Origin of the sequence: Streptacidiphilus carbonis (assembly GCF_000787775.1) — a bacterium.
Lineage (GTDB): Bacteria > Actinomycetota > Actinomycetes > Streptomycetales > Streptomycetaceae > Streptacidiphilus > Streptacidiphilus carbonis.
This window is the reverse complement of sequence record NZ_BBPM01000042.1, coordinates 39,402-56,826: the sequence shown is the minus strand read 5'-3', so window position 1 is coordinate 56,826 and position 17,425 is coordinate 39,402. Positions and strand designations below refer to the sequence as shown.

The window sequence follows — 17,425 nt, the reverse complement described above, 5'->3', positions numbered from 1 at the left end:
GTGCTGAGGGCGCTGAGTGCGCGACTCAGGGGCGGCCGTACCAGACGTCGCTGGTCCAGATGTGCTCCTTGCGCACCCTGGCGCCCGGGTGCGGGGCATGCCACACCATGTCGCTGCCGGCGTAGATCGCGACGTGGTAGACGTTTCCGCCGGAGTGGAAGAAGACCAGGTCACCGGGTCGACGCTCGCCGCTGGAGAGGTGGTGGGCGCTGTCGTACTGGGCCTGGGCGGTGCGCGGGAGACGGGCGCCGGCCTGGCGGTAGGCGAAGAAGGTCAGGCCTGAGCAGTCGAAGCTGTCCGGGCCGGACGCTCCGTAGCGGTAGGGGTCGCCCTGCTTGGACGCGGCCACACTCAGGGCCCTGGCCTGCAGGGTCGTGGCCTGGGCGTCGGGCGGCGCCAGGCCGGCGCCGGTGAGGACGGTCAGGGTTGCGACGGTGACGACGCCGACTCGGATGCGCCACTGGTGCGGGCGCGCGTTGGTACTGGCGGACTCGGTCACGCGGGTTCCTCCGGAACCGCCTGCGGAAGGTGTCCTGTCGGGTTCGGGCTCCAAAGGCTGCCCGGCCACCGCGGTGGCTTCACCCCAAGGAACGGTCCTGGTCTGTCCGGGCCGTCCCGCCGTGCTCGGGTCTCCCGCTCTCGCCGGTGGGTGGGTGAGCAGCTGACGTCCGACCGGCGGCGAGACTGAGCGTCCGGCGGACCGCCCCGCCTGGATGACGGGGGCTTGTCGATCGCCGCCAGTATTGCCACGACGGGGTGGGCTCTTCAGGGTTGTCGAGCGCCACGGCGGGTGCCGGGGCCCGGTGCGGACGGGTCGGCGGTCACAGTGGGTGACGGTGGCGGCCGTCATGGCGGTGTTATGCCTCCGCGGCGGAAAAGATTCTTTGCCCGTTTTTGGTATCAGCCGCTGAGCAGCAAGTACATCCACGTCCCGACACCTGCTCCACTCGTTTGCCGGACCTGCCGCCCAGGTCTGTTCGAGTGGAACCGGCTGCTCGGGGCCGCCGGTCGTACGCCCCGGAGCCACCGCCGGATCCTGCCGTGCGCGGGCGGCGCGGCGTTGGCCCGAAAGAGCACGGGCCGCTGGGCGTGTCGCGGATGTTTTCGCCAGGGGTGACGAGGTGCCCGGATTTGTGACCGTTTGATGACGTTGATTCAGGGAGGTGAGGGAAACAGGGTGCCATGACATTCAGTGACCAAGAAGACGACCTGGCGCTGCACCGCCTCATCGCGCAGGCCGACGCCTGGTCGAACCCCAGGGCGGAGGACGGGTCGGAGGACGGGTATGAGGACGACTCGCCCCTGGCGGACGAGCACCCGCTGGAGACGCTGCTGCGCTGGTGGGGCAAGCTGCGCTTTCCGGACCTCGACAGCCCTGAGATCCCGCCGCAGGGCCGCTCCCCGGGCAGGGGGCTCCGGCCGCCCCAGTAGGTTGGGGCGCCACCGACCCAGGGAGCCGCATGTGTCCGCCCGCCCCAGCGTTCTGCTCGTCACCGACCTCGGCTACCAGGCCCGGGGACGTCGCTACTCCGACGAGGACATAGCCCTCTCGTCGCGGCTCAGGGGCGATTTCGACACGGCCCTGTGCCACCCCCTGGACGCCACCGCGCTGATGGACGGCTTCGACGCGGTGGTGGTCCGCAACAGCGGCCCGGTGCTGCACTACCACGAGGCCTACCAGGCCTTCCGCCGCCAGGTGCGGCTGCGGGGCACCCGGGTCTACAACCCGCTGACCGGACGCGGGGACATGGCGGGCAAGCAGTACCTGCTCGACCTGACGGCGGCCGGATACCCGGTCATCCCCACCGTGGACCGGCGGGAGCACCTGGCGCGACTGCCCGAGGCCGAGCAGTACGCCGTCAAGCCGAAGGCCGGCGCGGACTCCGTCGGCCTGCGCTTCGTCCCACGGGCCGAACTGGCCGAACTGGGCGGTATGGAGGGCATGGAGGGCATGGAGGGCATGGACGAGTCACCGTACGGCGGCCTCCTGGTCCAGCCGTGGATCGACTTCGCCTACGAAGTGTCGTTCTACTTCATCGACGACGCCTTCCAATACGCCCTCAACGCCCCCGACCCCGACCGCCGCTGGCTCCTGGAGCCCTACCGGCCCAGCGCCGCCGACCTGGCCTTCGCCCGTCGCTTCATCTCCTGGAACACCCTGGACCACGGGATCCAGCGGGTGGACGCCTGCCGCACCCGGCAGGGCGAACTCCTGCTGGTCGAACTGGAGGACCTCAACCCGTACCTCTCCCTGGACCGGGTCGACGCCACGACCGCCGACGCCTTCGTCACCGCCCTGACGGAGTCGCTGCACCGCTTCCTGGCCGCCCCGCCGGCCGGACCGATCTCCGCCTGATGCCTTGTGGCAGCTGGTGGGGTGTGATAGCTATGCCGGGAGAGAACTGACGGAGCGTCAGATCGCGGGCTCCGCCGCCCCGCCGCAGGACCTGACCGCACAGGAGGCCCCTGATGGAGTTCGGCATCTTCCTGAATGGATTCGTGCCCGGCCCGGCCGCGCACGACCGTGCGTCCGAGCACCTCGCCCTCAAGCGGGAGTTGGACCTGGCCGTCAAGGCGGACAAGCACAACTGGAAGTACGTGTGGTTCGGCGAGCACCACACCCTCACCGAGTACAGCCACATGTCGGCCCCCGAGGTGGCGATGGGCTACGTCGCCGCCAGGACCGAGCGCGTCCACCTGGGCACGGGCATCAACAGCCTCTCGCCGCGCAAGGAGCACCCGGCCCGCTACGCCGAGCGCGCGGCGATGCTGGACCACATCACCGAGGGCCGCTTCGAGTGGGGTACGGGTCGCGGCGCGGGCAGCCACGAGCTGGCCACCTTCGGCATCATGGACACCGACTCGACCCGGGCCGAGTGGGACGAGGTCTCCCGCGAGGTGGTCCGGATGTGGGAGCAGTACGACTACTCCTTCCACGGTGAGCACTTCACCGTGCCCACCCCGCACAACATCCTGCCCAAGCCCTACGGCCACTCGCACCCGCCGATCTGGATGGCCTGCGGCAACCCGGGTTCCTTCGGGAAGGCCGGATCCCTGGGCATCGGCGCCATCGCCTTCAACTTCGAGCCCATCTACAACCTCAAGGGTCGGATCGAGGCCTACAAGGAGGCTGCGGAGAGCCCCAACGAGGTCCTCGGCGACTACCAGAACAACAACGTCATGATGACCAACGGTGTGATCTGCCTGAGCGACCGCCGGCGGGCCCGGGAGATCGCCATGTCCGCGGGGCTCGGCTACCTGGTGACGCTGGTCAACCTCTACCACGACACCATGCCCAAGTCGCTGGACGAGATCACCTGGCCGGATCCGCCGATCCACCTCGGCGCGCTGGGCGGGGAGGACCTGCTGGACGAGCTCATCGCCGGCGGCTACCTGCTCTGCGGGACCCCGGACGAGGTCTGCGAGCAGGTGGCCGCCTACCAGCAAGTGGGCTGCGACCAACTGGTGTTCGGCGTCACCGGCGGCCTCTCGCACGAGGAGGGCCTGGAGATGCTGGAGCTCTTCGGCGACCAGGTCATCCCCAACTTCGACAGCTCCCCGGAGATCTCCACCGAGGTCTACCGCCGCGAGGCCGGCGGCCCCAAGTACCCGCCCTACAACAGCCCGGTCGACCCGTCGCTGCGGCACACCGTGCTGCCCCCGGCAGCGATCATCCCGCTGCCGGAGTGACCTGACGGCTCCAACGGCTGCCGGGGCGACGGGGGCTCCTCACTCGGCGATGCCCCGGGTCAGCAGAACGACCGTCACAAAGGTGCGGTAGAGCCGGATCGGGTCGTCGTCCGTGAGATGGGCCACCGTCGGATCGTCCTTGTCGGCGACGACGCCGGTGATCCAGGTCGCCATCTCGGCGAGGTCTGCATTGCGGAAGCGCACGGAGAGGGTGGCGGGCAGCCCGATCCGCGGCGGGGCGGCCGTGGCGACCTCCGCCACGGCCCGGCGGGCCGCTTCCCGGATCACCTCGCGGGCGTCCTGCGGGTGCAGGCTGTCCGCGGCGAAGCGGGAGACCGAGGTCTTCACCACGGCCGGCCGGATGCCGGGGCAGAAGGGCTCGATCTCGGCCGCGGTGGTGTCGTCGCCGGTGATCAGCACCACCGGGACCCCGTGCCCGAGCGCCACCAGCGCGTTGACGGCGCTCTCGCCGACCACCGTGCCGTTCAGCCGTACCTCGCTGACGGCCAGCGGGTTGTAGGTGTGCGAGAGGGTCGAGGAGGCGGACATCGACCCGTGGTAGGAGACGAAGAAGACGGCGTCGAAGGAGTCGTCCAGCCCCTGCATCATGTAGAGCGGCTTGTGCCGGCCGGAGAGGTAGCGGGCCCGGCCGGACAGGGCGTCGGGGCGGAAGTTGGCCATCCGCCCGTGCGAGTCGTTGACCAGGAAGGTGATCTCGTCGTCCTGTCCCGCGCCCTCGATCGCCCCCTCGATGGCGGCATTGGTCTCGGCCTGGAGCAGGTCGCGGTAGTAGGGGTAGTCCGCGCCGGTGGGACGGCACTGCTCCCAGTCGACGACCCCCGCAGTGCCCTCCATGTCCGTCGAGATGAAGATCTTCACAGCACGATCCTGGGGTGGGTCTGCAGCTCGGGGGAGTCCGCCGTCATCACGGCGTAGACGCTGCCCTGCTGGCCCGCCGCGCCGCCGTGCCGGCCGTCCGGGGTGAGCGCCAGGGCGCGCAGCTCGGCGCGGAAGTCGTCGGGGAGCGTCGCGGCGTCGGCCAGCGCCGTCCGGCAGGCCTCGGCGGGGTCGCTGCCGGCGGCGAGCAGGTCGACGATGCTGCGCGCGGTGCCGCCGCGCATGCTCAGCTCGCCGCGCCCGGTGCAGGCCGCTCCGCCTGCGCGCAGGTCGCACCAGTTGCCCGCGCCGGGCACGGCGGTGTCGCCCACCCGGCCGGGGTACTTGAACGGATAGCCGGAGGTGGAGACCCCCACGCACATCTCGCCGGACGCGTCCAGGGCGATGATGTTGATGGTGCCCCAGGGGCCGTCGTGCGGTGCGAACCGACGGACCAGGTCCAGCGCCGCACGCCGGTAGCGCTGGTCGCCGTCCAGCGCGGCGGTGTTCTCGCCCTCGACGGACTCGCCGGAGGCCTGCAGTTGCTCGCGCCAGAGCGCCAGGGACTCCTCGGTGAGCAGTTCCGCGGTGTCGAACCCGTTCTCCTCGGCGAACAGCGCCGCACCCTCGCCGACCAGCATGCAGTGCTGCGGCAGCCGCTCCAGCACCGCCCGGGCCACCGAGATCGGGTTGGGGTACCCGCGCAGCGCCCCCACGGACCCGAACCGGCGGCTGGAACCCAGCATCACCGACGCGTCGAGCTCCACCTCGCCCCGGGCGTTCGGCAGCCCGCCGGTCCCCACGTAGTGGTCGGCGGGGTTGTCCTCGCAGCAGCGCATGGCCGCCTCGACGGCGTCCAGCGCCGACCCGCCCCGGGCCAGCACCTCCCGCCCGGTCGGCAGCCCGACCTCGCTGCGTTCGCTTCCGATGATGACGGCCTCTGGCACGGGGTCTCCAGCCTGACGGTGGTGCGATGGTGCCCACACTCTCGCACGCCCGAACATCCCCGTGACCTGCGGGGCGCGACCGTCCGTCGGGGGTCAGGGGCTATGTCCGCTCGCGCGAGCGGAAGGCGCCGGGCGTCGTTCCCGTCTCGCGGGCGAAGAACTTGCCGAAGTTGGTGGGTTCGCTGAAGCCGACAGCGCGGGCGATGGTGGTGACCGGCAGGTCGGTGTGGACGAGTAGGCGTTTGGCCTCCAGGGTGACCCGGGTGTCGAGGAACTGCTTGGCGGTTGTGCCGGTCGCGGCCAGGCAGGCGCGGGTGAGGGTTCTGGGGGCGTAGCCGAGTCGGGCGGCGTAGTCCTGGACGTCCCGGGTGGCGGTGAAGGAGCGTTCGACCTCGCGTCGGAAGGCGCGGAAGACGTCGGTGGCTTCAGTCGGAGTGGATCCGGGTGGGCTCGGGAGCCTTGCGATGCGCAGGAGCGCGACGGCCAACAGCTGGCGGAGCAGCTCGACCGTGAGGCGAGCGGCGGTCTCGTCGCGGGTGTCCAGGAGGCGGTATTCGGTCTCGAGTTGTGCCGCGGTCTGCTGGAGGCCCTCGTGTTCGGCGGGCGGCGCCGACAGTACGGCCGGGCCGAAGACGAGGTCGAGGCGTGAGGACGGGAAGTCCGCGGTGAACAGCAGGACGACGGCGTCCAGGTCGGCGAGGCGTCCGTCCGGGCGGGCGGGGAGGCGCTGCACCTGGCCGGGGCGTACGTGCAGGACCGTCCCGGGGCCGCACCCGTGGGCGACGAAATCGACCATGGCGACGCCGTGACCGGAGCGGACCACGGTGAGCTGGTGGAAGTCGGCACGGATGGGCGATGCGGCGACGTGGGGCTTCGTCCGGGCGCGGAGCTGCGCGAAGGTCATCGCCTCGAGTCCCACGCGGGGGCGGTCCGGGTTGTCGTACCCGAGGCCGACGATCTCATCGTGTCCGGAATCGACCATAGCGGGACCATAGCGCACCTCCTCCGGGAGGGGGTCGCCGACTGATGCTGGTTGTGGCGGCGCTGATCGACCATCAGGGCCGTCTCCCGGAAACGGAAACCACATCAAGGAGTGAGTGAGTCATGAACGCAGTGCCGGTGCTCGACCCTGCCCGTCTTCCCTTCGCGTTCGAGGACGCGGTCAACGCCGGGGACGTAGACGCCTTCCTTGCGCTGTTCACCCCGGAGGCCACCATGCGCACCCTCACCGGCGAGGTGCTGACCGGCCCGGACGAACTGCGCGGGGAGGCCCTCCGTACGGTCGCGGCCGGGGCGCGACTGACCAACAAGGCCAGGTTCTGCCTGATGGGGGACGACACGGCGCTGGTCGTCGTCGACTGGAACCTCGAAGCGACCATGCCGGACGGTACCCGGATCGCCCCCGCCGGAACGACGGCGAATGTCGCCCGCCGGTCTGCCGACGGCAGCTGGCGTTTCACGGTCCTCAATCCGCTGGGCACGGTGTGAGCTGACGCGTTGCCCCGTCAGGGCGCCCGCTCCGAGAGGAGGCGGGCGCCCAGGGGGGTGCACAGGTGGCGGACCTGCTTGCCGTCGCGCCGGGTGGTGATCAGGCCCGCTGCGCGCAGGGTGCGGGCGTGGACGGAGGCGGAGGCGGCGCTGATGCCGAGGTCCCGGGCGACGGCGGTCAGGTGCTGGTGCACGCGGGGGTCCACCGAGGATCTCTGCGACACCCTCGGCTGACTGACGGTCAGGAAGTGGGCGGGGCTGACACGGGGGCCGCTTCCGGGGTCGGGTGGAAGGTCTCCTGGAGCCTTTCGCCTTCGATGTCCGGGTCGGGGACGTACTTGGCGAACCACTGCGGGTGGTACCAGAGCTTGGAGCGGATGACGGCCATCACCGCCGGCACCAGGGTGAGCCGGACCACGAAGGCGTCCAGCAGCACTCCGGTGGCGAAGCTGAAGCCGATGGCCTTGATGGTGGGGTCGTTGGTGAACATGAAGGCCACGAAGATGGCGAACATGATCAGCGCGGCGGCGGTGACCACCCGCGCCGCCAGGCCGGTGCCGCTCTCGACGGCGCCGCGGGCGTCGCCGCTCCTGGAGTACTCCTCCTTGATCCGGGAGACCACGAAGACCTCGTAGTCGCTGGAGAGCCCGAAGATGATGGCGAGCATCAGGATCGGCAGGAAGCTGATGGTCTCGCTCGGGGTGATCCCGAAGACGTGCCGGCCCCATCCCCACTGAAAGATCGCCACCTGTGCGCCGAGCGCCGCCAGCACCGACAGCAGGAAGCCGATGATGGACTTGATCGGCACCAGGATGGTGCGGAAGGCGAAGGTCAGCAGGATGAAGGCGAGCCCGACCACCACGACCAGGAAGACCGGCAGCGCGCTGGAGAGCTTGCTGGACACGTCGATGTTGGAGGCGGTGGTGCCGCCGACCAGGACGGTGGCGCCGGTGGTCCCCTCGACGGCGGCGCGGTTGTCGCGGATGCCGTGCACCAGGTCGGCGGTGGCCTGGTCGTTGGGGCCGGTCTTGGGGATCAGCCGGATCACGGCGGTGGTCGGAGTCTGCACCGCCACGCTGCTGGTGGCCACGTCGGAGACCTTGGCCAGGTTGTCGACGATCTGCTGGGTGGAGGCGCTGTCGCTGCTGCCGTCCGCGACGACCAGCAGTGGGCCGTTGAAGCCGGCTCCGAAGCTCGCGGTGGTCAGGTCGTAGGCCTTGCGCGAGGTGTCCGAGGTCGGCTTGGACGAGCCGCTGGGCAGTCCCAGCTGCATGCTGAAGTACGGCACCGCCAGCACCACCAGGACGGCCACCCCGGCGACCAGCATCGGGATCCGGAAGCGGACCACGAAGCGGGCCCAGCGGGCGCCGAAGGTGCGGTGCGGCTGGGTGGCGCCGATGGCGGCGACGGACTCGTGGTGGCCGCGGCGCAGCGGGGTGCTGATGAACTTCGTGACCTTGTGCCCGGCGAAGCCGAGCATGGCGGGCAGCAGGGTGAGCGCGATCAGCATCGCCATGAGCACCGCGACGGCCGCGCTCAGGCCCATGACCGTCAGGAACGGGATGCCGACGACGGACAGTCCGCACAGGGCGATGATCACGGTGAGGGCGGCGAAGACCACCGAGCTGCCGGCGGTGCCGGCGGCGAGCGCCGCCGAGTCCTCCACACTCAGCCCGTTGAGCAGGTTGTTCCGGTGCCTGGAGAGGATGAACAGGCCGTAGTCGATACCGCAGGACAGGCCGAGCATGATGGCGACGGTCGTCGAGGCCGAGGCGATGTCGACCACGGCGGCGACGGCGGTGACGCCCATCAGGGTGATCACCACGCCGATGATGGCCGTGAGGATCGGCAGCCCGGCGGTGATCAGCGCGCCGAAGGTGATCGACAGGATGCAGAAGGCGATGACCAGGCCGATCAGTTCGGGCGCCTCGGAGGGGACCAGCCGCCAGCCCGGATAGACGCTGCCGGAGTACTCCACCTGGACGCCGGCCTGCTGGGCGGGCTTCACCGCGGCCTTGACCGCGTCCAGGCTGGCGTCCTTCACCTGCGCCGGGGCGACCGAGTACTGCACCTGGCCCAGCGCCACCCGTCCGTCCGGGGAGACCGCGTGCGCGGTGTAGGGGTCGGAGACGGAGACCACCTGGGGGACGGTCTTCAGGTTCGCGAGAGCCGCCATGACACCGGCCTGGTAGGGCGCGGCGGTGATCTTCGCACCGGCCGGCGCCGCGAAGACGACCTGGGTCTGACCACCGCTCAGCGCCGGGACCTTCTGCTTCAGCAGGTCCGCGACATGCTGGGACTCGGTGCCGGGGATGGTGAAGTTGTCGTTGGTCTTGCCCCCGCTGAGCTGCCCCAGCAGGATCGCCCCGACGGCGGCCAGCAGCCACAGTGCCAGCACCAGGCGGCGGCGCCGGAACGCGAAGCGCGACAGCCTGAACAGGTACGTCGACATCGGGGATCCTCCGGGGGTGGCCCTAGGGTCGGTAGGGCCATCATCGGGAGTGCGGATCCTGTGAGCACGTCGGAGCGGTCATTGGGGGGACCGGGGGGTGCGACCGGCCCCCACATGCGCGGCGTCGTCGTTGTCGCCCGGCCCCGGTGGGTCGGCCCTCGCGCGTCACGGTTGTCCGTCCACGAGGGCGGTGGCCCGCGCCTCGGGAACGCCGAGGACGAGCAGGCTGGTGACGGCGGCCGCGCGGGCGTCGAGGGCTCCGTCCGAAAGGCCGTTGTCCGCGATGGCGAACACGGCGGCGTAGGCCACCTGGCTGAGGGTCCCGGCAGGCAGGTGTCGTCCGAACTCCCCGCGGTCCTGGCCTCGTTGCACGAGGTCGGCAAGGATCTGGTCGACCGGTTCCAGGAGGGCGTGGATCTCCTCGCCGTACTCGCCGCGCCGGAGCACCAACAGCACGCGGTAACGGCGCGCCAACGGCCATACGTGGGAGATGAAATCGACCCACACCGCTTCGGCGGCCCGTTCCGGGGCGTCGACCTCGGTGAGCGCGGCTGCGATCTCGTCCACGGCGCGTTGCGCGAGGGTCCGCACGAGGTCGGTGCGGGTGGGGAAGTGGCCGTAGACGGTGCGGCGGACCACGCCGGCAGCGGAGGCGATGTCGCCCATGCCGGCTTCCGGGTTCTGCCCCAGGACCTCGAGTGCGACGTCGAGGATGCGGGTCCGGGTCTCGTTCATGGAGCGCGCCCGGGCGGATTCGGTCTGCATCGTCCCATCATTGCACGGCGGTGTGCAGTGGAGTAGATTGCACAGCAGTGTGCATTGCACACCTGCGTGCAACAGGTTGCCGCACCGCGAGGCGAGTACCGAGGAGAACGAGGCAATGACCGAATCGACGCCCGCGCCCCCGTCCCCACCCGTCGTCCGCCCGTTCACCGTCACGGTCTCCGACGCCGAGATCGAGGACTTGAAGCAGCGACTGGCCAGGACTCGGTGGCCGGATCCGGAGACCGTTCCGGACTGGTCGCAGGGCGTCCGCCTGGAGAGCGCCAAATCGCTGATCGACTACTGGGAGCGGGAATACGACTGGCGCCGATTCGAGGCGGAGCTCAATCGGTTCCCACAGTTCCTGACCGAGATCGATGGGCTCGACATCCACTTCATCCATGTCAGGTCCAGGAATCCGAATGCGATGCCCCTCGTCCTGACGCACGGATGGCCGGGTTCGATCGTCGAACTCCTGAAACTGATCGGCCCGCTGACCGACCCCGTGGCGTTCGGAGGACATGCCGAGGACTCGTTCGACGTGGTGGTCCCGTCGCTTCCCGGATTCGGGTTCAGCCAGAAGCCGACCGGTACCGGGTGGAATGTGTCACGTGTCGCAGGCGCGTGGGCCGAACTCATGAAGCGTCTCGGCTATGAGAACTGGGCCGCTCAAGGCGGTGATTGGGGCGCCGTCGTCACAAGCGCGCTCGCCGCGATGCGTCCTGAGGGCCTTCTCGGGATTCACCTGAACACCCAGTACGCATTCCCCGCGCAGATACCCGAATCGCTCTCGCCCGAAGAGCGCTACGCGGTGGAGACCCTGGCCCGCTACACCGGCGATCTCGGCGGATCCAACCACCTGCAGGGCACGAAGCCCGAGACCGTCGGCATCGCACTGGCGGACTCTCCGGCCGGCCAGGCGGCCTGGATCTATGAGAAGTTCCAATCCAAGACGGACAACGACGGCCTCGCCGAGGACGCTCTCAGCACCGACGACATGCTCGACGTCATATCGCTCCACTGGTTCACCAACAGTGCGGCGTCGTCCGGCCGCATCTACTGGGAGAACAAGTCGGCGAGCTTCGCCGGCCCCGAGCTGACGCTGCCGGTCGCGGTGACGGTGTTCCCACGCGACATCCCACGCCTTCCGCGAAGCTGGATCGAGGACACCTACACCAATCTGATCCACTACGGCGAGGCCGGCAAAGGCGGACACTTCGCAGCATTCGAGCAGCCCGGGATCCTGGTCGGCGAGATCCGCGCCGGCCTGAGGAGCCTCCGCTCCTGAAACGGACACGTCTGGGCCACGTGCGGCGGCCGCCGGGCCCGGGCGGCGTTCAGGCTGCGGTCGGGCGGGGCTTGCCGCGGCTCAGCAGGGCCTCCAGCCAGCGGAGTTGGGTGCGGGTGTGGACGGCTTCGCCGCCTTCGTGGTGGTTGAAGGGGTAGACCTCGACGGTGCGGTCCACCGCGGCGGTGGTGGCGCCGGCGGTGCCGTAGTGGTTGTAGGCGGCGAAGACCGTGCTCGGGGGGCAGACGGTGTCGCGCAGGCCGACGCCGAGGTGGAGCGGGGCGGTGGCCCGGCGGGCGAAGTTGACGGCGTCGACGTAGGAGAGGGTCCGGCGTACCTGCTGCTCGCCGCCGCGGTGGACGGCCAGGTAGCGGACCACCTCGCCGAAGGGGTCCGCGTCGGTGATCTCTATGGCGCGCTGGATGTGGCAGAGGAAGGGGGCCGAGACCATGACCGCGGCGAGGTCGGGGACCAGACCGGCTGCCGCCAGGGCCAGGCCGCCGCCCTGGCTGTTGCCGAGCGCGGCGACCCGGTCGGCGTCGACGCCGGGGAGTGCGCGGAGCGCGTCCACGGCTCGGGCCGCGTCGGTGATCAGACGGCGGTAGTAGTAGTCCTCCGGCGAGCGGATGCCCCGGGTCATCGGGCCGGGGCCGCCGAGTGCGCCACTGCCGGGGTCGGGGGTGTCGCCGCCGTTGCCGTACTGGTCGCCCTGGCCCCTGCTGTCCATCAGCAGATGCGCATAGCCGGCCGCGGCCCAGGTCAGCCGCTCGTGGGGGAGTCCGCGGCCGCGGCCGTAGCCGAGGTACTCGACGACAGCGGGGAGTGCGGTGTCGGTTCCGGCGGGGCGGGTGTACCAGGCTCGGACCGGGTCGCCGCCGAAGCCGGAGAAGGTGACGTCCCAGCAGTCGACCAGTCGTAGGCCGGAGTCGGCCGGACGGACGTCGACGAGGACCGGGTGAGCCGCGGCCTGACCGGTCGTCGATTTCCAGAAGGCGTCGAAGTCGTCGGGTTCCGCCACCTCGGGGGCGTAGCGTTCCAGCTGGTCCAGGGGGAGGTCGAACAGGGCCACGGTCCTTCGTCCAATCCTTGTCAGGCGGGTCGAGCGGTACTGTCGCGGACGACCAGTTCGGTGCCGAGGTCGATCCGGCTGGTCGTCAGGTCGGTTCCGGCGGAGAGGTCGAGCAGCATCCGGGTCGCGGTGACGGCCATGTCGTGCAGCGGCTGGTGGACCGTGGTCAGTGCGGGTTCGATCCAGGCGGCGACCGGGAGGTTGTCGTAGCCGACCACCGAGAGGTCGGCGGGGATCCGCAGTCCCAGTTCGCGGGCCGCGCGCAGTACGCCCATCGCCTGGATGTCGGAGCCGGCGAACACTGCGGTCGGCGGCTGCGGCAGTTGCAGCAGCGCCTTCCCCTCGGCGTAGCCGCCGTCGAGGTAGAAGTCGCCGTGGCGCACCAGTTCGGGGTCGACGGTCAACCCGGCCTCGTCATGGGCCGAGCGGAAGCCGGCGATGCGGGCCCGGCTGCACAGCAGGTCCTGCGGGCCGGAGATCACCGCGATCCGGCGGTGCCCCAGCTCCAGCAGGTGCCTGGTGGCGACCAGGCCGCCGTTCCAGTTGTTGGAGCCGACGGTGGGCACCGACTCGGCGGTCGCGGTGTCCGTGTCCACGGCCACGAAGGGGACGTTCTGCCGGCGCATCCGCTCCTTCTGAATCTGCGTCAGTCCACAGGCCACGAACAGGACTCCGAGCGGGTGGCGGCCAAGCATCCGGTCCAGCCAGGTGTCGGACGGGCGGTGCCGTCCGCCGAGTTGGGCCAGCACCACCTCGATGCCGGAGGCGGAGGCGGCTGCCTCGACCCCGCGGATGATCTCCATCGACCAGGCCGAGTCGAACTCGTGGAAGACCAGGTAGAGCCGGTCGGCCTCGGTCGGCTGGCGGCGCCTGCGGCGCCGGTAGTGGTGGCGGTCCAGGCTGGCCTCGACCTTGGTCCGGGTCTCGGGGGCGACGTCGGCGCGTCCGTTGAGGACTTTGGAGACGGTCGCCACGGACACGCCCACCTCGCGGGCGATGGTGGCGATCGTGGCCGATCGGGGCTCGGCCGAGGGGTCGGCCGGCGGATCGGAACTGGTCATGGCAGCCCTAAAGTTTCGGAAACTTGTCTGTGGATTCGGGCCCGCTCCAGGCCAGTTGGCGAGGAATATACGCCACCGGGCTCCGACAGGCCAGGTTCAAATCCTCTGCGTTCACCCTCTTGACGTGGTTCGGACCGCCTCCCTACGCTTCCGACACATTAAGCGAGAGTTTCGAAACTTTCGATTGCGCTGCCCCTTCCCCACCTGCACAGGAGAGCCGAGGATGAGCAGTACCAAGACGGCAGACCTGCTGCCCGACGCGCGCAGCCCCGGCGGCGGGGGAACCTCCCCGGTCCCCGCCCGGCGCCGGAGCTGGCGTCAGTCGCTGCGCCGCGACTGGCAGTTGTACACACTGGCCGTCGTGCCGCTGGTGTTCTTCGCGGTCTTCCGCTATCTGCCGATGATCGGCAATGTCATCGCATTCCGTCAGTTCGAGCCCGGCGGCAGTGTGTTCGGCGACCACTGGGTCGGCCTCGAGTACATCCGGATGTTCCTCAACGACCCGACGTTCTGGGACGTCTTCACCAACACCCTGGTGCTGGGACTGCTGACCCTGGTGGTCTGCTTCCCGATGCCGATCATCCTGGCGCTGCTGCTGAACGAGCTGCGCAACCGCTACGCCAAACGGATCGTGCAGTCGGTGTCCTACCTGCCGCACTTCCTGTCAGTGGTGATCGTGGCAGGCATCGTGATGGAGTTCCTGGCCGCCGACGGATCGGTGAACTCGGCGCTGCACGCGGTGGGCCACGCGCCCATCCTGTTCCTGCAGCAGCCCGGCTGGTTCCGCTCGGTCTATGTCTCCTCCGAGCTGTGGCAGACCGTGGGTTGGGGCACGATCCTCTACCTTGCCGCCCTCACCTCGATCGACCAGGACCTCTACGAGGCGGCCCGGATCGACGGCGCCAACCGGTGGCAGCAGACCTGGCACGTGACGCTGCCCGGCATCCGGCCGACCATGATCACGCTGCTGATCCTCAACATCGGCACCTTCATGTCCATCGGCTTCGAGAAGATCATGCTGCTCTACAACCCCCTCACGTACTCGACCGCGGACGTGGTCTCCACGTACCTGTACCGGATGGGCGTGGTGTCCAACAACTTCAGCTATGCCGCGGCGATCGGCCTCTTCGAGTCGCTGATCGGCCTGGTGCTCATTGTGAGCGCTAACAAGATCTCCCGCCGCACCCTGGGGACGAGCCTGTGGTAGGCCGACCCACCCGTGGCTACCGGGTCTTCCAGGTGTGCAACACGATCATCCTGACGCTGGTCGTGGTGGCGACGCTCTATCCGCTGGTCAACATCGTGGCCCGGTCGTTCAGCGGCGAGGGCTACATCAACGCCGGCCAGGTGAACCTCATCCCCAGGGGGTTCAACATCAAGACCTACAAGGCGGTGCTGCACGACTCGACGTTCTGGACCGACTACGGCAACACCGTGCTCTACACGGTGGTCGGGACGGCCATCTCGCTGGTGCTGACCACCTGTTACGCCTACGTGCTGTCCAAGAGGAATCTCCGCGGCCGCACCTTCCTGGTCGGCGTGGCGGTGTTCACCATGTTCTTCTCGGGTGGCCTGATCCCCAACTACCTGCTGATCAGCGGCCTGGGGATGCGCAACACCATCTGGTCGCTGGTGCTGCCCAACGCCATCAGCGTGTTCAACCTGCTGGTGATGAAGTCCTTCTTCGAGGGCATGCCGACCGAGTTGGAAGAGGCCGCCGCCATCGACGGCCTGAGCACGTACGGCACCCTGCTGCGGATCGTGCTGCCGCTGTCGAAGGCCGTCATCGCCACGATGACGCTCTTCTACGCCGTCTCCTTCTGGAACTCCTGGTTCGGCGCGTTCCTCTACCTGGACCGCCCGAATCTGTTCCCGGTCACGCTCTACCTTCGGAACCTGATCGCCGGCGCCAGCGGCACCGGATCGGTCGGCTTCACCGGCAGCGACGCGGCGCAGGCCGCGGCCAACATCCAGTCGGTGACCATCGTGCTCACCACGATCCCGATCCTGGCCGTCTACCCGTTCGTGCAGCGGTACTTCGTCTCCGGGGTCATGATCGGCGCCGTCAAGGGCTGACGTCCTCCCCGCACGACCACACCCCCCACCCTTCAACCACTCCCCGTGTCAGCGGGAAGGGAGTCCCCCATGTCCGAACTCTCCCGGCGATCCATGCTCTTCGGTGTCGGCGCCGTCGCCCTCGGCCTGGCCGGGTGCAGCACCGGCGGCGGTACCAAGAAGGCCTCGGACCTGTCCGGCAACAGCGCCGACTCGATGACCGCGTACGCCGTCGGCGACCGGTTCAAGGCGGGCAAGCCGCTCACCTTCACCACCCTGTACGACGACAACACCAACTACCCCTACAACAAGGACTGGCTGTTCTGGTCCGAGGTCAGCAAGCGGACCGGCGTGACGCTCAATCCGACCATCGTCCCGTACAGCGACTACGAGACCAAGCGCAGCGTGATCATCGGGGCCGGCTCCGCGCCCTCCATCATCCCCAAGACCTACCCCGGCCAGGAGGTCCCCTTCATCGCTTCCGGGGCGATCCTCCCGGTCAGCGACTACACCGACCTGATGCCCAACTTCAAGGACAAGGTCGCCAAGTGGAATCTTGAGGGCGACCTGGACGCGCTGCGGCAGGACGACGGGAAGTACTACGTGCTGCCCGGTCTGCACCAGGACGTCTGGCCGGACTACTCCCTCGCGGTGCGCACCGACGTCCTGCAGAAGCTGGGCCTGCAGACGCCGACCACCTGGGACGAGCTGCACACCGTGCTCAAGGCGATGAAGGCCGCTCACCCGGACTCCTACCCGATGTCCGACCGATGGAGCATCCCCACCCCGGGCGGCAACCTGCTGAACCTCCTGGGCCAGTCCTACGGGACCGCGGGCGGCTGGGGCTACAACAACGCCACCTGGGACCCGAACGCCGGTCAGTTCGTGCTCACCGCCGGGATGGACCAGTACAAGCAGATGCTGCAGTACGTCAACACGCTGGTCCAGGAGAAGCTGCTGGACCCGGAGAGCTTCACCCAGACCGACGACCAGGCCAAGGCCAAGTTCACCTCCGGCAAGTCCTTCGTGATCAGCACCAATGCGCAGGAACTGGTCAACACCTACCGTCCGGCCCTGGCGACCACGATTCCCGGTGCGACCGTCGTCAAGATCCCGGTGCCGATGGGTCCGGCCGGGGCGACGAAGATGGGCAGCCGGCTCGAGAACGGGCTGATGATCACCAAGAATGCCAGGAACAGCCCGGACTTCGTCGCGATGATGCAGTTCATCGACTGGCTGTGGTACTCGGACGAGGGCGAGGTGCTCGCCAAGTGGGGCGTCGAGGGCGTCACCTACACCGTCGACCCGGCGGGTGACTACCGGTTCACGCCCGACGTCAACTACGTCGGGCTGAACCCGAAGGGGACGAAGAACCTGCAGAAGGACTTCGGCTTCATGAACGGCAACTTCGCCTACGGCGGCGCCACCAAGCTGCTGGACTCGATGTTCTCCGCCGAGGAGCTGGTGTTCCAGAAGGCGATGGGGGCCCGGAAGACGCTCGCGGTGCCGCCGCCGTACCCGCTCACCGAGGACGAGCGCCAGCAGTCGACGTTGTGGGACACGCCGTTGAAGGACTACGTGACCCAGCAGACGCTGAAGTTCGTGCTCGGGGACCGCCCGCTGAGCCAGTGGGACGCCTTCGTGGGCGAGGTCAAGAGCAAGGGCGGGACCTCCTACCTCAACCTCGTCAACAAGGCCTACCAGCGCTACAAGGGCAAGAAGGGCTGACCGGACCGC

At 69.2% G+C, this 17,425-nt stretch carries 17 protein-coding genes; 8 read left to right on the top strand and 9 right to left on the bottom strand.

Features of this window, described 5'->3' with window-relative positions:
* Positions 1–25: 25 nt before the first annotated feature.
* Positions 26–499 carry a C40 family peptidase gene (locus TR46_RS44580; RefSeq protein ID WP_063770680.1) on the bottom strand — a complete coding sequence of 158 codons (474 nt, stop codon included), beginning with the start codon at positions 497–499 and terminating at the stop codon, positions 26–28.
* A gap of 683 nt (positions 500–1,182) precedes the next feature.
* Here TR46_RS44580 and TR46_RS27090 point away from each other — a divergent pair.
* The 3 genes from TR46_RS27090 to TR46_RS27080 all read left to right on the top strand — a co-directional run bounded on the left by TR46_RS27090 (position 1,183) and on the right by TR46_RS27080 (position 3,690).
* Positions 1,183–1,431 (top strand): hypothetical protein, encoded by a 249-nt coding sequence (locus TR46_RS27090; RefSeq protein ID WP_042406009.1) that lies wholly within the window; start codon positions 1,183–1,185, stop codon positions 1,429–1,431.
* A 31-nt stretch (positions 1,432–1,462) separates the two neighbouring features.
* Positions 1,463–2,356, top strand: coding sequence for an ATP-grasp domain-containing protein (locus tag TR46_RS27085; protein ID WP_042406007.1), 894 nt, complete (start codon positions 1,463–1,465; stop codon positions 2,354–2,356).
* Between the two features lie 113 nt (positions 2,357–2,469).
* Positions 2,470–3,690 (top strand): LLM class flavin-dependent oxidoreductase, encoded by a 1,221-nt coding sequence (locus TR46_RS27080; protein ID WP_052433127.1) that lies wholly within the window; start codon positions 2,470–2,472, stop codon positions 3,688–3,690.
* A gap of 39 nt (positions 3,691–3,729) precedes the next feature.
* Here the strand turns inward: TR46_RS27080 and TR46_RS27075 are convergent, their stop codons facing one another.
* The 3 genes from TR46_RS27075 to TR46_RS27065 form a co-directional block, all read right to left on the bottom strand.
* Positions 3,730–4,569: a M55 family metallopeptidase gene (locus tag TR46_RS27075; protein WP_042406006.1), complete on the bottom strand. Its 840-nt coding sequence runs from the start codon at positions 4,567–4,569 to the stop codon at positions 3,730–3,732.
* Positions 4,566–5,513: a glycosylasparaginase gene (locus TR46_RS27070; RefSeq protein WP_052433125.1), complete on the bottom strand. Its 948-nt coding sequence runs from the start codon at positions 5,511–5,513 to the stop codon at positions 4,566–4,568. Before TR46_RS27070 ends, TR46_RS27075 begins: the two co-directional genes overlap by 4 nt.
* A 100-nt stretch (positions 5,514–5,613) precedes the next feature.
* On the bottom strand, positions 5,614–6,495 hold the full coding sequence (locus TR46_RS27065; RefSeq protein WP_042406004.1) for a helix-turn-helix domain-containing protein: 882 nt from the start codon (positions 6,493–6,495) through the stop codon (positions 5,614–5,616).
* Positions 6,496–6,617: 122 nt separating this feature from the next.
* On the opposite strand from TR46_RS27065, the gene TR46_RS27060 reads away from it, so the two are divergent.
* Entirely contained in the window at positions 6,618–7,001 is a 384-nt protein-coding gene (locus TR46_RS27060; RefSeq protein WP_052433123.1) for a YybH family protein, read from the top strand.
* 17 nt (positions 7,002–7,018) lie between these two features.
* On the opposite strand, the gene TR46_RS42580 is transcribed toward TR46_RS27060, so the two are convergent.
* From TR46_RS42580 to TR46_RS27050, 3 genes are all read right to left on the bottom strand, one after another.
* Positions 7,019–7,195 carry a helix-turn-helix domain-containing protein gene (locus tag TR46_RS42580; RefSeq protein WP_161790204.1) on the bottom strand — a complete coding sequence of 59 codons (177 nt, stop codon included), beginning with the start codon at positions 7,193–7,195 and terminating at the stop codon, positions 7,019–7,021.
* A 47-nt stretch (positions 7,196–7,242) separates the two neighbouring features.
* Positions 7,243–9,453, bottom strand: a complete 2,211-nt coding sequence (locus TR46_RS27055) for an MMPL family transporter (RefSeq protein ID WP_042406003.1) — start codon at positions 9,451–9,453, stop codon at positions 7,243–7,245.
* Between the two features lie 165 nt (positions 9,454–9,618).
* Positions 9,619–10,218, bottom strand: a complete 600-nt coding sequence (locus TR46_RS27050; protein WP_042406001.1) for a TetR/AcrR family transcriptional regulator — start codon at positions 10,216–10,218, stop codon at positions 9,619–9,621.
* 115 nt (positions 10,219–10,333) lie between these two features.
* Between TR46_RS27050 and TR46_RS27045 the strand changes: the two genes are divergently transcribed.
* Positions 10,334–11,503: an epoxide hydrolase family protein gene (locus TR46_RS27045; protein WP_042405999.1), complete on the top strand. Its 1,170-nt coding sequence runs from the start codon at positions 10,334–10,336 to the stop codon at positions 11,501–11,503.
* 49 nt (positions 11,504–11,552) lie between these two features.
* Here TR46_RS27045 and TR46_RS27040 read toward each other — a convergent pair whose 3' ends face one another.
* On the bottom strand, positions 11,553–12,572 hold the full coding sequence (locus tag TR46_RS27040; RefSeq protein WP_042405997.1) for an acetylxylan esterase: 1,020 nt from the start codon (positions 12,570–12,572) through the stop codon (positions 11,553–11,555).
* 20 nt (positions 12,573–12,592) lie between these two features.
* Positions 12,593–13,633 carry a LacI family DNA-binding transcriptional regulator gene (locus TR46_RS27035; RefSeq protein WP_042405994.1) on the bottom strand — a complete coding sequence of 347 codons (1,041 nt, stop codon included), beginning with the start codon at positions 13,631–13,633 and terminating at the stop codon, positions 12,593–12,595.
* Between the two features lie 223 nt (positions 13,634–13,856).
* Here TR46_RS27035 and TR46_RS27030 point away from each other — a divergent pair, with 223 nt between their 5' ends.
* The 3 genes from TR46_RS27030 to TR46_RS27020 all read left to right on the top strand — a co-directional run bounded on the left by TR46_RS27030 (position 13,857) and on the right by TR46_RS27020 (position 17,416).
* Entirely contained in the window at positions 13,857–14,840 is a 984-nt protein-coding gene (locus tag TR46_RS27030) for an ABC transporter permease (RefSeq protein ID WP_042405993.1), read from the top strand.
* Complete coding sequence (locus TR46_RS27025; protein ID WP_042405990.1) at positions 14,834–15,709, top strand: carbohydrate ABC transporter permease; 876 nt, start codon at positions 14,834–14,836, stop codon at positions 15,707–15,709. Before TR46_RS27030 ends, TR46_RS27025 begins: the two co-directional genes overlap by 7 nt.
* A gap of 69 nt (positions 15,710–15,778) precedes the next feature.
* The gene (locus TR46_RS27020; protein ID WP_042405988.1) at positions 15,779–17,416 is read left to right on the top strand and encodes an ABC transporter substrate-binding protein; all 1,638 of its coding nucleotides are present in this window, start codon (positions 15,779–15,781) and stop codon (positions 17,414–17,416) included.
* Positions 17,417–17,425: the final 9 nt, after the last annotated feature.